The 14,574-nt window shown below is 34.5% G+C and carries 9 protein-coding genes and 3 pseudogenes; 10 read left to right on the forward strand and 2 right to left on the reverse strand.

Annotation, left to right across the window (positions count from 1 at the left end; genetic code table 11):
* From BAU23_RS18650 to BAU23_RS18660, 3 genes and pseudogenes are all read left to right on the forward strand, one after another.
* Positions 1 to 532, forward strand: a 532-nt coding sequence (locus BAU23_RS18650) for an RNA-guided endonuclease InsQ/TnpB family protein (protein ID WP_131802512.1), incomplete at its 5' end; no start/stop codon positions are given.
* Between the two features lie 293 nt (positions 533 to 825).
* Positions 826 to 1,009 (forward strand): annotated as a pseudogene (locus BAU23_RS31040) (hypothetical protein).
* Between the two features lie 468 nt (positions 1,010 to 1,477).
* Positions 1,478 to 2,647 (forward strand): DUF4046 domain-containing protein, encoded by a 1,170-nt coding sequence (locus BAU23_RS18660; protein ID WP_016130701.1) that lies wholly within the window; start codon positions 1,478 to 1,480, stop codon positions 2,645 to 2,647.
* A 109-nt stretch (positions 2,648 to 2,756) separates the two neighbouring features.
* On the opposite strand, the pseudogene BAU23_RS18665 reads toward BAU23_RS18660, so the two are convergent.
* Positions 2,757 to 3,403, reverse strand: a pseudogene (locus BAU23_RS18665) (IS6 family transposase).
* Between the two features lie 670 nt (positions 3,404 to 4,073).
* Between BAU23_RS18665 and BAU23_RS18670 the strand changes: the two are divergent.
* From BAU23_RS18670 to BAU23_RS18700, 3 genes are all read left to right on the forward strand, one after another.
* Positions 4,074 to 5,687, forward strand: a complete 1,614-nt coding sequence (locus tag BAU23_RS18670; RefSeq protein ID WP_071734990.1) for an S-layer homology domain-containing protein — start codon at positions 4,074 to 4,076, stop codon at positions 5,685 to 5,687.
* 207 nt (positions 5,688 to 5,894) lie between these two features.
* Positions 5,895 to 7,679, forward strand: coding sequence for an S-layer homology domain-containing protein (locus BAU23_RS18675; RefSeq protein WP_083583381.1), 1,785 nt, complete (start codon positions 5,895 to 5,897; stop codon positions 7,677 to 7,679).
* Positions 7,680 to 8,505: 826 nt separating this feature from the next.
* Positions 8,506 to 9,075 (forward strand): ATP F0F1 synthase subunit alpha, encoded by a 570-nt coding sequence (locus BAU23_RS18700; RefSeq protein WP_071734975.1) that lies wholly within the window; start codon positions 8,506 to 8,508, stop codon positions 9,073 to 9,075.
* Between the two features lie 596 nt (positions 9,076 to 9,671).
* Here the strand turns inward: BAU23_RS18700 and BAU23_RS18705 are convergent.
* Positions 9,672 to 10,358 (reverse strand): annotated as a pseudogene (locus BAU23_RS18705) (IS6 family transposase).
* 264 nt (positions 10,359 to 10,622) lie between these two features.
* On the opposite strand from BAU23_RS18705, the gene BAU23_RS18710 reads away from it, so the two are divergent.
* The 4 genes from BAU23_RS18710 (at position 10,623) to yknW (ending at position 14,468) form a co-directional block, all read left to right on the forward strand.
* Positions 10,623 to 11,807 (forward strand): efflux RND transporter periplasmic adaptor subunit, encoded by a 1,185-nt coding sequence (locus tag BAU23_RS18710; protein ID WP_071734976.1) that lies wholly within the window; start codon positions 10,623 to 10,625, stop codon positions 11,805 to 11,807.
* The gene (locus BAU23_RS18715) at positions 11,804 to 12,484 is read left to right on the forward strand and encodes an ABC transporter ATP-binding protein (RefSeq protein ID WP_000631631.1); all 681 of its coding nucleotides are present in this window, start codon (positions 11,804 to 11,806) and stop codon (positions 12,482 to 12,484) included. Before BAU23_RS18710 ends, BAU23_RS18715 begins: the two co-directional genes overlap by 4 nt.
* Positions 12,481 to 13,680, forward strand: a complete 1,200-nt coding sequence (locus tag BAU23_RS18720; protein ID WP_071734977.1) for an ABC transporter permease — start codon at positions 12,481 to 12,483, stop codon at positions 13,678 to 13,680. The genes BAU23_RS18715 and BAU23_RS18720 overlap by 4 nt, the downstream gene beginning before the upstream one ends.
* A gap of 89 nt (positions 13,681 to 13,769) precedes the next feature.
* Positions 13,770 to 14,468 (forward strand): YknW family membrane protein, encoded by a 699-nt coding sequence (yknW, locus tag BAU23_RS18725; protein WP_071734978.1) that lies wholly within the window; start codon positions 13,770 to 13,772, stop codon positions 14,466 to 14,468.
* The last annotated feature ends 106 nt before the right edge of the window (positions 14,469 to 14,574 follow it).

The following is a 14,574-nucleotide window of genomic DNA, read 5'->3' on the forward strand; positions in this document are numbered from 1 at the left end:
ATACGTTAGTTCTGAGGATGAGAAAGCCAATTATCCTAAGTTCTATCGTGAAATGTTAGACCGATTAGCAAAGGCACAACGAGTATTATCAAGGCGCAATAAAGGTTCTGAGCGTTGGAATAAACAACGTATTCGTGTAGCCAAGTTACATGAGAAAGTAGCTAACCAACGTAAGAATTTCCTTCATCATGAGTCTAAAAAGTTAGCTGCTAATTTTGATGTTGTAGCTATTGAAGACCTAAACATGAAAGGAATGTCGCAAGCACTTCATTTTGGAAAAAGTGCCGCTGATAATGGGTGGGGTATGTTCACTTCTTTCTTAGCTTATAAACTAAATGAACAAGGAAAACAACTTGTGAAAATAGACAAATGGTTTCCTTCTACAAAAACATGTAGCAGTTGTGGAAATGTAAAAAATATGACATTGTCTGAACGAGTCTATTCTTGTATATGCGGTGTAAATCTCGATAGAGATTATAACGCAGCTATCAATATCAAAAATGAAGCAATACGCCTATTAGCGTTAGCATAAATAGCAATAAAATAACCTTTGGAACAAGGGAGTTAGCTCGGCTGTCTTAAGACGAATTCGTTAGCTATCAAAAGTAACGACTAACCGAGAAGCCCCCACTTCAAACAGTCCGTTAGGACGTTAAGTGGGGGGGAGTTCACACCCCATATAGTGACCCCTATGAATACATAAAAAAGGAAGAGAATTTTTAAAATTCTCTTCCTTTTTTATGTATTCATTAGCTGTTTAGTATATCGAAAAATGATGTAGAATTTATCTATTCTATATATAACAGTATTAAGCATGATTTCAAGATGAAATATTGCATATTAAAATGTATTGATATTAGTTAATACACTTAATATAATGAGAGTATAAGATTCACTACATCATAATATTAAAAAGGAGGAAATGATTATGGAAATCGCAATGGCAGTTTTAAAATTCATAGGTGGAGCAATTCCATTGGTTCAAGAACTTTTAAAAGCATTTATGTAAGTTTATTACTCCGCAATTATTTATAGGAATTATCAGACAAATGATCTGTATATCAAAGATAAATTGATGTACAAATCATTTGTCTGAAAAAACTTTAAACAAGAAATAGAATCCCAGAAATCATAAGGGATTCTTTTTCTGTGTGTGTAATTATGGCTGTACCCCATGCCCATCAACCTAACAGAACAGGTTGCTCCCAAAACGATAAAAATAAAATTCGTTTCTATAAAAAACACAGAATTTTCGTTAAAGTGGAACTTCAAAATGTTAACTTGATGGGCTGAACCCCTTATTCCCCCTTATCGAGGGGGGATTAGTGTTCAATTATATATATTAATTATGAACAAAATTCACCTATTAGCACTTAAAATATAGGTGGATTATTGCTTAGAAATAAATTTGTAATTGCTGGTGATTTTTATCTCGTTTACTGTAAAAATCACTATAGAAAGAGAGAAAAGGGTTGTAATGGTAATAAAAATAGAAGAGATATACCAAGAGATATTGGACAGTAAAAGGAACAGATTTCCCAAAGGTACATGGAGTGATGATCAAGATAATAATCAAGCAAAACGTGTAATCAAGTATCTTATAGAAAACGTTTTAAAGTGGGATAAAGAAACAATTCTTAAGAGTTGGAAATCCCAATTAATTATTAAATATAAATTAGGTGGTTTACTTAGCGTTAAATATCATGATAGCCCATATGTAATGATAAATGATGTTTATCCGAATTGTTTTAAAGAATGGGAATTTCAAATGACACCTAGGAACTATTGGACAAAGGAAAAGGCATTGAAAGCGTTAAAATGGACGATAGAAAAAAAAGAAAGGTTAACAGATAATAAACTATTGGAGGTTTATAACATTCGGTGGTTATCTAATCATAATTTGAGTTCGCCTTGCCAAATTTTTTGGGGAGGTAGTCCTTACATAATGATAAATGAATTATATCCAGACCATTTTAAGGAATGGGAGTTTAAAAAAACTCCTAGTCGTTTATGGACAAGAAAAAAAGCGTTGGAAGCATTAAAATGGACGATAGAGGAAAGAAAACAAATGAATAATGAGGAGATAAGAAAAAAAATTAGTGTAATTTGGTTTTCAGAAATAGGCTTAAGGACCCCATTGGAGAGATATTGGAATGATAGTCCATTTAGTATGATAAATGAGTTATATCCTGGATGTTTTAAAGAGTGGGAATTCCAGAAAACACCTAAAAACTACTGGACAAGAAAAAAAGCGTTGGAAGCATTAAAATGGACGATAGAGGAAAAAGAAAAGTTAACTAATGAAGAACTTACAAAGGTCTATAGTAGAAGATGGATGATTAATCAAAGGTTAATAACTCCATTAGAGAGATTTTGGAAAAATAGTCCATATGCCATGCTACACGAGTTGTATCCAGGGAAATTTAAAGAATGGGAATTAAATAGGGCCCCTCGTGGATTTTGGACAAAGGAGAAAGCATTGGAAGCATTGAAATGGACGATAGAGGAAAAAGAAAAATTAACTAATGAAGAACTAATAAGGGTGTATAGTAGAAGGTGGATAATTAATCAAGGGTTAAGAACCCCATTAGATAGATTTTGGAATAAGAACCCACATACTATGTTAAGTGAACTATATCCTAATTAATTTATAATAAATATGAAAGTTTAACATAAATGAAACTAAATCTTTCTTTTACGGGCTCTGTTGCAAAGTTTTTATATAAACAAAAAAATCCTAATTTAGTAGGTAGAGTTTATGCAACTTTGAATAGTTTCTCTAATTCATTGTACGTCGAAAAAACGAAGTTTGGTTGTTGCAAACTTCGTTTTTGTTTATATAGGACATGAATAGTTTCGATGCTTTTCAAGTTACGTGAAGCATGGCGAAGACTTTGAAATCCTGCGGATTTGGAAAAACGTCGCTTGATATGTCTATGATCCTGTTCGATGAGATTATTCAAATGCTTGATTGTACAATGAATGGTATGCTTATAAAAGCCTTGCTCTCCCAATTTATTGAACGCGCAAAGTAACGCGGGAGTCTATCTGTTGTGAGAACCGTTGCTTCTCCTAATGTTTTTACTAGTCTTTTCATAAAGGCATAAGCCGCTTGATGATCTCGTTTTTTGCGAAGCTTAATATCCAATGTGTGTCCATCTTTATCAATTGCTTGATAGAGATAACGTCATTCGCCTTTCACTTTGATATAGGTTTCATCCAGGTGCCAAGACAGCTGCACAGATTTGTTTTTCTTTTTCCAAATCTGATAAATGAGATTTCCATGTTCATGAACCCATCGCATGATAGTAGTGGGATGGACCGATACACCACGTTCTTTCAAAATTTCAGATACATCTCGATAACTTAAAGAAAAACGATGGTAGTAGCCGACGGCTACCAAAAAAACATCTTGTTTGAACTGTTTTCCTTTAAAATATACCTTTTATCATTCTCCTCATTCTGTTTTGCAAAAATTTAGCTTACTTTTAAAAACTTTGCAACAGAATCGAAGGGACAAAAAGGGTAGAAAAGACATGGATTTGCAAGGGGCCGTCTGCAAAAGTTTATAAATTATAACATATATATATGCCTATAGTAGTTACGAAAAGGTAACAAAAATGCTATTTTCAAAAAAAATGCTTGATATATATTTTGAGTTTTTGTTATTATAAGCTTATTTATTCTATATTTTTGCAAATGTACTAGAGGGAGTGCCATCATGTATGGTATGGTTGAAATCGCAAAGGAGAACAATATAAGTCTCTATCATTCTCTTCGGTTTCTGATTGAAACGCTCCCATTACTAAGACAAAAGAAAAATCTATGTTGGGTTTTCTTTTGTCTTAGTAGTGGGAGGAGCCCTAGTGTTATGTTATAACACTGAAATATGTAGGAGAAACTATAGATTTTGGTTGATTATATGGAATGAAAAATTAAATCGTTATTCTTTGGATTCAGACTACCATTATTCTCACTACTATTCTCACTATTATTCACACTATTATTCACATTAAAAGAGGTATAAGGAGGAAGGTATATCTATTAAGATGGAGAGATATACCAAGTTAGAAATGAACATTAAATTTAATAAAAAAGTAGTAGCATTCACGGCAGGATTAACGGTATTATCTTCACCATTGGTATCGTTTGCAGAGGAACAACAATCAGTAAACAATAAGCAACCTACAAGCGTTCAGGAACAAAGTAAAACAGACCAACTTCAAACATCAGATGAACAGGCTCTAAAAAGTATTGAAGCTAGTTTTGAAGAGGTAGACGGACGTGGTGGAGGTACTGTCGATAATAAGAAAGCAGACAGTCTTCAACGTTCAGAAGGTATTCATGAAGAAACAGGTACATTAACTGTTCCTAACAATTCAAACAGAACAAAACGTAGTCTGTCTTCCGCATCACCTAGCATCTCTAGTACAATAAACGGTGTTCCATTCACTGAATGGATTGTTCCAGCAGGTAACGATAATATTCGTCCTCAAAACTACATGAGTCCAAAGTACATTACAATTCATGAGACTGATAATACAAGTGTAGGAGCAGGTGCTAGGAACCACGCTCAATACCTATATAACCAAGCAGTAGGGAACACAGACCGAGCTGCATCATGGCACTTTACAGTGGACGATAAAGAGATTTATCAACACTTACCATTAAACGAAAACGGGTGGCACGCAGGAGACGGTAATGGCCCGGGTAATAGAGAGTCTATTGCAATTGAAATCGCGGTTAACAGCGATGGTAACTACAGTAAAGCAGTAGATAACGCTAAGAAACTTGTAGCTTATTTAATGAAAGAAACTGGTGTACCGTTAAATAACATCGTAAAACATCAAAGGTGGAGCGGTAAAAATTGTCCTGCTAACATGATTAATAATGGACAATGGGATGCATTCGTAAATGGTGCTGGAGGATATTATAATAATCTTTATCAACCAAAAGACGACATTACAGGAGGTTGGTATGAGCCGGCTATTCGAGAGCTAAATAGAAGGGGTATTATGGCAGGGGAAGGAAACGGTGTTTTCGCACCTAATAGAGCGGTAACAAGAGCCGAATTTGCTCAATTAATCTCTAAATCTCTAAACTTGCCCGCTGGAGATACTTCATTTAAAGACCTAAACGATGCAAACTCAACTTTACGAGATGGTATTAAACGCACTGCAAGTGCAGGTATCATTGCAGGTAGAGGTGACGGTTATTTTGACCCAAACACATCTATTACAAGAGAAGAATCAGCAATTATTGTAAACAAGGCTTTACAGTATAAAGGTCTATGGGGGCCAGTTGCAAACTTACCATTCTCAGACAAAGACAAAATTATCTATAAAGAAGACGTACAAAGATTGTATGGACTAGGTATTGTAAAAGGTAAGGGTGACAATCAATATGACCCTAAAGGAACAACAACTCGTGGTGAAACAGCATCATTCATTCTAAACATGCTTCAAGTAATTGAAACCGGTAGTGTTCAAAATACAATTGGAACAGCTCAAATAAATGGTATTGGGGTAAATGTTCGGAGTGGAGCAGGTACAAACTACTCTATTGTTAGAAAGGCAAGTAAAGGTGAAAAAGTTACAGTATATGAAGAAAAGAATGGTTGGCTAAGAATTGAAACGAATCAGTGGGTTTATAATGACCCTAGTTATATCAACTATAACAAACGATAAAAACTAAATAGTGAAAGGAACAAGTCATATTTGGATATATAACTTGTTCTCAGGCTGTGAAGAAGACTTTCTCCACAGCCTGTTTTTGTGTCTGCTCCCTCTTTACCTGCCAATGCTGATAAATTAATTTTTTTGAAATTGTCACTTTCCTGTAACATAAGTGATTTATTTTATAATAAGAAACTGACATGGAAAGAGGGAGAAGTTATGAAAAAAATCATACCGATAGTCGCATTAATAGGCATGATGAGCTTAGGGATACAAGAAATGAATGTGAAAGCTGAGACATACAAAAGTGCAGGTTCCAAAATGGATTTTTGGAATTCTAAAAGAACAGGTACTAATTTTATGAATAGCACTTCATTACCTGAGAACTACAAAAGTGCAAAGGAAGCTCATATTGAATATGTTCGTTTAGCACCTGATAAATGGGCAAAAGATAAGGATTTCTTATTTGAAGACAAACCAGATACATCAGGAAAAGATTTTCTTATCGGTAATGCAGATAATTATCAAAGATTGGTGGAAGAGGATGTAGCAAAATTGAAAGCAGATTTAGATGCTGCACAATCACAAGGGATTAAAGTTGTACTTACAATGCTTTCATTACCTGGTGATCGTTGGCGTCAATTTAACAATAATCAGAATGATGATAGAATTTGGGAAGAAGAGAAATATCAAGAACAAGCAAGCCAATTTTGGAAAGACCTTGCGTTTGAATTGAAAGATCATCCAGCTGTGGTTGGTTACAACATTATCAATGAACCACATCCAGAAACATCTAAGAAAAATAGATATAATGATTTTTGGACGGAAGATTATGAGAAATGGTATTCAAAAGTGAAGGGAACCCCAGCTGATTTAAATGAATTTTATCAAAAAGTTGTTACTTCAATTCGTGAAGTAGATAAAGAAACACCTATTATTTTAGATTCAGGTCTATATGCCACACCTTGGGCTTTTAAATATCTTAAACCAGTTAAAGATAATAAGACATTGTATGCATTTCATATGTATGAGCCATATCAATTAACAAGTCAACGTGAAAATCAAAATAAAGAGTATCAATATCCTGGAATTGTAAAAGTAGGAGATTTAGAAACACCTATGATGTGGGATAAAGATGGATTAAATACATTCTTACAGCCTGTGCAAAATTGGTCTCAGGAAAATCATGTACCATCTAATCGAATCATTGCTGAGGAATTTGGAATTAATCGTACCGTTCCTGGAGCACCCCAATACATGCAAGACTTAATTTCTATATTCAATCAGAAAGGATGGCATAAATCATTCTATGCATTCCGTGAAGATACTTGGACAGGAATGAATTATGAATTAGGAACAGAAAAAATAAAATGGGATGAAGAGGGGCAACCAAAACGTCAAGATAATCCACTTTGGGATGTAATAAAAAATGATTTACAAATCGATGCAGGAGTAAATAGAACTATATTTAAGGATGTCCCACAAGAACACTGGGCATTTCATGCAATTCATGATTTAGCGAATAAAGGAATTATTGCAGGTTATGGAAATGGGATATTTGGTATGGGTGATAATGTAACACGGGAACAAGTAGCTGCATTAATTTACCGTACTTTGCATATAGAAAAACAAGATAAATATGAAAATCCATACAGAGATATCGATGGAAATTCAACAATGTTTCCTAAGGAAATATTGGCTTTAACTAAGCTAGGATTTTTCCAAGGGGATGATCAAGGAAACTTTAGACCGAAAGCTACATTAACACGTGCAGAAATGGCACAAGTTATTAAGAAAGCATTTAGATTAGATGTAAAGGCGCCACATAATTTCAACGATGTTCCAGCAAATTCATGGGCAAAAGATGCGATTAGTGCCGTGCAATCGAACCATATTGCAGTAGGAGTTGGAGAAGGGAAATTTGCTCCGGATATGAACGTAACACGTGAACAGTATGCACAGTTTTTATATAATGCAATTTCAAATGCGCAATCCCATCAATAAAAAGAAAATGAAGTTGAGTGGTTTATTATATCATCATTATAAGGGCGTATTACTGCTCGTAAAAATTTAACGAATTTACCGAAAGAATTCTCCTTTCTCAAGCGTGTGAAGGGCGATAGCCCAACGGTAGGTGGGAGATGAATTCCGGTTTGGCATAGCCAAAAACTTTTGATAAACTAACTATATGAAGTTCTTTGATAACTTGATATATGAGGTTGCAGGAAGAAAATAGAGTGCGAAAACCAAGCCATGCGGTTCCTCCGTAAAATATCAACCGTACCAAGAGAGCGTCCAAGCGTTGGACATCTAGGGGTGGAACACCCCGAAGTAACGCTCAGGGAGACGAAAGGTTACTTTCGTCGTGGAACTGAGAAGCTCTCACTTCAAGCTTTGTTAAGTGGCGAGTAGTTCACTTGGTGATACCTCATATCAACTTAAAAACTTTATAACGCCCCCTAAACAAAAAATTGTACATTTTCATCTGGACATGTCAATCTTCTTGTTTGGGGGTATTTGCTTTTCTTATCTTGATAGCGATGTGATGCTACTACCCTATGCCCATCAACTTAAGAATTTAGAATTACCCCAAAACGAAAAAGAGCCCTAAATTAATAGGACTCTTTTTACCTTTCTCAAAAGTAAACTTTTGAATATTTGTTTACACTCATTTTTAAAACACTAAATTTTAATGTTCTATTTTTTAAATATGTAAGATTGCATACAATCCATGGTTGATAATCATTATCGATGTAACTATAATAGTTACAATAAGGTTAATATTAAAATTAAAACATGAATGGAGATGTTATAAAATGGGTATAAAAAAATCGTTTTAGCTGGTGCATTAGGAGTAGCAGCACTTGCAGGAACAAATTTACCAGGCATAGAAGTAACAAAAGCTAGTGCAGCTTCTATTGAATCAAATATATCAACAATTGAAGGTCACGTAGTTGAGATTAGTAATAATGTTATTTTTGTAGAATCAAAACAATATACAGATCCTATCAGTATCAATTTTGATTCTATACCAAATGTAAAAATAGGAGATCAAGTAAAAGTTACTAGTACAATGATGCGCAATTTTACTGAATATATGATTGCAAATTCTATTGAAAATAAATCATTAACACCAGGAATGCATTTAAAAGAAAATGGTCGACCTGATTATGTAATAGGAGAAGTTAGTAAAAAAGGAAAAATTGATGAATACGTAAACGTGCCTATAGATTATGTACTTGTTAAATATCCTAAAATCAACGGTGGAGATGAAATTCTAGAAGTTTACTTAACACAGGGACAAAAACTCAATGTCGGTGACAAAGTTAAAGTAAATAATATGGAATTTGCACAATGGGGCGGAAGTTCTATAAATTGGAACATAGAAAACAACATCTAAAAAATTCAAGAATCGAAAACTTCAAATCAAAATAATGATGATCAATGGATTTGGTCTTAGTACCTGTTTAAATTGTTTAACCGTTAACATTAGTACTAACAAAAAAGAGCTTGTAGAAGAACTACAAGTTCTTTTTTGTTTGAGGGAACACTTAATTTCCAATACATATTCTTAATACGGAAATGTGATATTTCGTTGTCTCATATATTCAATATTGCATATGAAAATATATTGATGAAAATATGAGTGCTTACTATAATAAAAGCATAAAGATAAATAACATCTTAGCATCAACAAAAGAGGAGGAAATGATTATGGAAATCGCAATGGCAGTTTTAAAATTCATAGGTGGGGCAATTCCATTAGTTCAAGAACTTTTAAAAGCATTTATGTAAGTTTATTACTCCGCAATTATTTATAAAAATTATCAGACAAATGATCTGTATATCAAAAATAAATTGATGTGCAGATCATTTGTCTGATAAAACTTTAACAAGAAAAAGAATCCCAGACATCATAAGGGATTCTTTTTCGGTTCTGGTGCAAATATATGAAGAAAAACACGGATAATAGTAGATTCCTAGTGAAATCGTATTTTATGCTATAAGTCCAAACACTTGGTAGATGAACTCTTTTTGATTTTGGACAGACTGATTCGGTAAATCAATCTATCCCTTTTTTATCATATACATGGCTTCAACACCACTCAATATAGAAGTTGCAGTTTTAAATGACTTAAACCCCAACATAAAACGATGATCTTATTCCACTATATTATTAAGATATCTAACTTGCCTTATCTTTATGCCTTCGGGCATATGTTTCTCTTCTTTCAACGCTTGAATCGCTACAGAATAGGCAGGGTTTTTATCTACTGTTATCACACGAGGTTTCGAAATGTACGAAAAAGCCAAGGCTTTCTTGAAAAAGCACTTGGCTGCTTGTTTATCTCTTGATTTACTTAGATAAAAATCAATGGTATTCCCTTCTGAATCAACAGCACGATATAAATACATCCATTGCCCTTTCACTTTAATATAAGTTTCATCGACTCTCCATGAATCATTTGTTGATTTAAGGTGATATCGTACTTTCTCTTCTAATTGAGGTCCATATTAATGAACCCATCGCATAATCGTTGTGTGAGCTATGAATAAGCCTCGTTCCTCCATCATTTCCACCAGGTTACGGAAGCTCAAATTGTACCGTAGGTACCACCTTACTGTTAATAAGATTAGTTCCGGTCGATAATGCTTCCATTTGAACAAATTTTCCTTTTCTATATCGATCACATACCTTTTTCTAGAGTAATAGTAATACTATCAGTATGTCCAAGTTTAAGAGATTATTTGCGAAATTTTTAGAGTTTTTGCACCAGAACCAAATTTTCCTACAATTTCTTTCTTCATTTAACTAAATATTAATTCCTATAAAAATCTTTTAATCTAATTATATGCAATATTACATATTGGTTATGAGTATTTTTCGTGTTATATTATTTAATTACTATATGTTTAGTAATATTTAATTTTGAAAGGGGAAAGATTATGTTACCAAATACAGTTCGTACTCCAAATAAGAAAAAAAAATGGATTATTGTCGGGGTTATTGTACTAATTGTTATCGTTGCGGCGGTTAATATTTTTGTTATGCAAGGTAAGAAGAAAGATACAACGAAGACGGATGCTGTAAGTTTTGAGAAAGTGACAGAGCGTAAGCTAAATAATACGAAGTTAATTTCGGGTCAGGTGAAGCCAGGGAATATTGAAAGCTTCTATGCGGATCCAACTAAAGGAAAAGTGAAAGATATTGCAGTGAAAGAAGGACAAGAGGTAGAAAAGGGAACGAAATTATTCTCTTATGATAATGAAGAAATTAATTTACAGGTGAAACAAGCTGAGCTTGATCAGAAGATGGCTGATATGCGTTATGATCAAGGGAAAAAGAAAATTGATTCATTGAAGAACGAAATTAAGAAGGCAAAAGATAGTGGAGCTGGGAAAGAAGTAACAGACCCAATGGAAGAGCAAGTAAGCGAATTAGAAATGGCACAAAAAACAACTGATCTTGAAAAAGAAAAAGGAAAGTTACAAAAAGAAGAGTTAAGTAAAAAACAGAAAGAACTTACGATTTATAGTAATTTTACAGGTGTTGTACAAAAGTTAGATAAAGATGCAGCACAAAGTTCATCTCAAGCTTTAGGTGGCCAAGGGAAAGCATTCTTACAAGTTGCTTCTAAAGATCCGTTCCAAGTTCAAGGGACTTTAACAGAGCTTCAAAAGTCACAAATTCAAAAAGATCAAGCGTTTACTGTAACTGCGAAAGCAAATAATAATAAGAAGTGGACAGGTAAGATTACGGAAGTAAGTGAATTCCCAACGAGTGCTGAGATGGCTCAAGCAGCTGGTGAAGGAACTCAAAATATGTCTCAATATACATATAAGGCCAGTCTTGATAGCCAAGATGGTTTATCTCCAGGTTATCACGTTTCTTTACAAGTAAATTTAGAGAATAAGACGATGATTGCTGTTCCAAGTAAGAGCATTGTAGAAAAAGGCGATGATGCATTTGTTTATATTGAGGAGAAAGGGAAGCTTCATAAAAAAAATGTGAAAAAAGGCGCTACTGATGGAGACTGGACAGAGATTGTTGAAGGCGCAGCAGTGGGACAAAAGGTGGTTAAAAATCCTTCCGACAACGTGTATGACGGAATGGAAGTGAAAGAGAAATGATTACTTTAAATAATATTGCTAAAACGTATTATCAAGGGAAATTGGCAGTACCGATTTTGCATGGTATTAGTTTGACGATTCAGAGTGGTGAGTTTGTTTCAATTATGGGACCGTCTGGTTCCGGTAAATCAACGCTTATGAATATTATCGGTTGTTTAGATCGCCCAACAGAAGGAAAATATATGCTGAATGATGTGAATATCTTAACAGCAGATGAGTCAAAGCTAGCTTTAATTCGTAATGAATATATCGGCTTTGTGTTCCAGCATTTTAATTTACTGCCCCGTCTTTCAGCGGTGGAAAATGTTGAACTTCCGCTCGTATATGGTGGGGTGAAGAAAGCTGAGCGTCGTAAGCGTGCTTTGGAAGCACTGGACAAAGTAGGGTTAGCAGATAGAGTGCATCATTTACCTAGTGAGTTATCAGGTGGACAGAAACAGCGTGTAGCAATTGCGAGAGCGATTGCGAATAATCCAACGTTCATTATGGCTGATGAGCCGACGGGTGCGCTTGATACGAAGTCTGGTGAACAAGTTATGGATATTTTCACGAAGCTTAATGCAGAAGGAACGACAATCGTTATGGTTACGCATGAGGAAGAGGTAGCAGCTTATTCATCTCGCCGCATTGTACTGCGAGATGGGAAAATTACTGAAGATAGAAGGTGTGCAGTATGAGTTTACTAGATAGTATAAAAATTGCCCTATCTTCTATTTTAGCTCATAAACTGCGTTCAGCTTTGACGATGCTCGGTATTATTATCGGTGTAGGTTCTATTATTACTGTCGTTGCGATTGGGCAGGGCGGGGAAGCGATGCTGAAGTCGAAAATCGCTGGTTCTGGTAATAACCTTATGCCAATTCAGTTTAAGCCGGATATTAATGATGAGTTTGCTATGGGTGGACATGAAGTACCAAAATTAACGGAAGAAGATATTCTTGAGGTGAAACAGGTAAAAGATGTTGCCCATGTTATTACGACGAATAGTACGATGGAAACACTTGATATAAACGATAAAAAAGCAATGATTAATGTTATTGGACTGGATAGTGAGTATTTTCAAGTAAATAAAGTGAAAATGCTCAAAGGGCGTTCATTGAATGAATCAGATATTTCACAAGGTAATAACGTCGTTATGATTAGTACGAAGGCAGAAGAGACGCTATTTAAAGATGAAAATCCAGTAGGGAAAATTATTGAAATGAAAGGACAGCCGGTGCAAATTATCGGTGTCTATAAATCAGATAATGAATTTATGGGATTTGAAACTGAAGAAGTACTGATTCCTCTCACCTTATGGCCTGTTTTATACGGAACAGATGAAATTCAAAGTATCGCAATTCAGGCTAAAAATGTAGACAATTTAGAATCAGCAGGAAAAAAAGCTGTTGAAGTATTAAATAGTCGTATGCCGAGTGAAATTCCAGGTAAATATGAATTAGTAAACTTAAAAGAGTTCCAAGAAGGAGTTTCTAAAGTCACTAATATCATGACAATGATCATCGGTGGTATCGCTGGCATTTCATTAGTCGTTGGTGGTATTGGCGTTATGAACATTATGCTCGTATCTGTAACGGAGCGTACGCGCGAAATTGGGATACGTAAAGCGCTTGGAGCAACGCGTAGTAAAATTTTATTACAGTTTTTAATTGAAGCCGTTATGTTAACGCTTCTAGGTGGTTTGATCGGAATTGGTCTTGGATATGGCGGGGCATATATTGTTTCCACATTTGCGAAATGGCCACCACTTGTTTCATGGGAAGTTGTTGTCGGGGGCGTATTATTCTCAATGACACTTGGTATTATTTTCGGATTAATTCCAGCGAATAAAGCTGCAAAATTAGATCCAATTGAAGCACTCCGCTACGAATAGTTTACTAGTGTAGTAAAGATAAATATCTCTATTACACATACATATTGTTTGAGTTAATTGTTTTTACCATCCTTTAAGGAGGCGTTATAATGAAAGCGAATATTAATACACAAGATGTAGGTGCGAAAAAGCCATCATTATTTGGAATGATTACATCTCCTGGAGTACAATTTGAAAGAATGAAAACAAACGAGAAAGTTTGGGGTATGTTCCTCTTAGTAGCATTGTTACAAGGGCTTCTAGGTGGTTTAGATGCGTATGTTATGTATACCTCACCTGAGATGCTTAAAATGAAAAAAGAATTAGGTGAAATGGCTGGACAAAGTTCACTTACATCAGAAGTTATTTCTGGAATTGAAACAAGCTTTGCTAGTGCGATGGTTGGAACACTATTCATAGCAGCTATTTATAAAATGTTTATGATGTTCTTTGGTAATGATACGCCTTATAAAACCTTATTGAATATTGTAGCTTATACAAATATTGTCCTTATTATTGGTGGACTTATTAATTCAAGTTTAGGTCTAATCTTTGGTAGTGGAATGAGCCAATATACGAGTTTAGGGTTATTATTTACGAAAGGTACATTTGCATATGGAATTGGTAATACAATTGAAATATTCTATGTATGGAATTTAGTCTTAATTTGGCTTGGATTACATATTACAGCTGGATTAAGTAAAGTGAAAGCATTGATTCCAATTATTATTCTATTCATTATTAAAGCGGTATTCTTTGCGGCAATTATTGTATTAATAGCGAAGTTTTTACCAAGTATGTCAATGTAAATAAATTTAGTAAAAGATTCGTAACATTAATAACCGGTTCCTTAACGTACAAGGTACCGGTTATTTTGTGTCCAAAATGTGTTCAAACGTACAATTTTCTTTTTTT

Origin of the sequence: Bacillus nitratireducens (assembly GCF_001884135.1) — a bacterium.
In the GTDB taxonomy this organism is placed as follows: Bacteria; Bacillota; Bacilli; order Bacillales; family Bacillaceae_G; genus Bacillus_A; species Bacillus_A nitratireducens.

Coding starts and splice junctions, on each gene's coding strand:
- BAU23_RS18660 (WP_016130701.1), top strand. CDS start 1,478: ATGGTAATAAAAATAGAAGAGATATACCAAGAGATATTGGACAGTAAA.
- BAU23_RS18670 (WP_071734990.1), top strand. CDS start 4,074: ATGAACATTAAATTTAATAAAAAAGTAGTAGCATTCACGGCAGGATTA.
- BAU23_RS18675 (WP_083583381.1), top strand. CDS start 5,895: ATGAAAAAAATCATACCGATAGTCGCATTAATAGGCATGATGAGCTTA.
- BAU23_RS18710 (WP_071734976.1), top strand. CDS start 10,623: ATGTTACCAAATACAGTTCGTACTCCAAATAAGAAAAAAAAATGGATT.
- BAU23_RS18715 (WP_000631631.1), top strand. CDS start 11,804: ATGATTACTTTAAATAATATTGCTAAAACGTATTATCAAGGGAAATTG.
- BAU23_RS18720 (WP_071734977.1), top strand. CDS start 12,481: ATGAGTTTACTAGATAGTATAAAAATTGCCCTATCTTCTATTTTAGCT.
- yknW (WP_071734978.1), top strand. CDS start 13,770: ATGAAAGCGAATATTAATACACAAGATGTAGGTGCGAAAAAGCCATCA.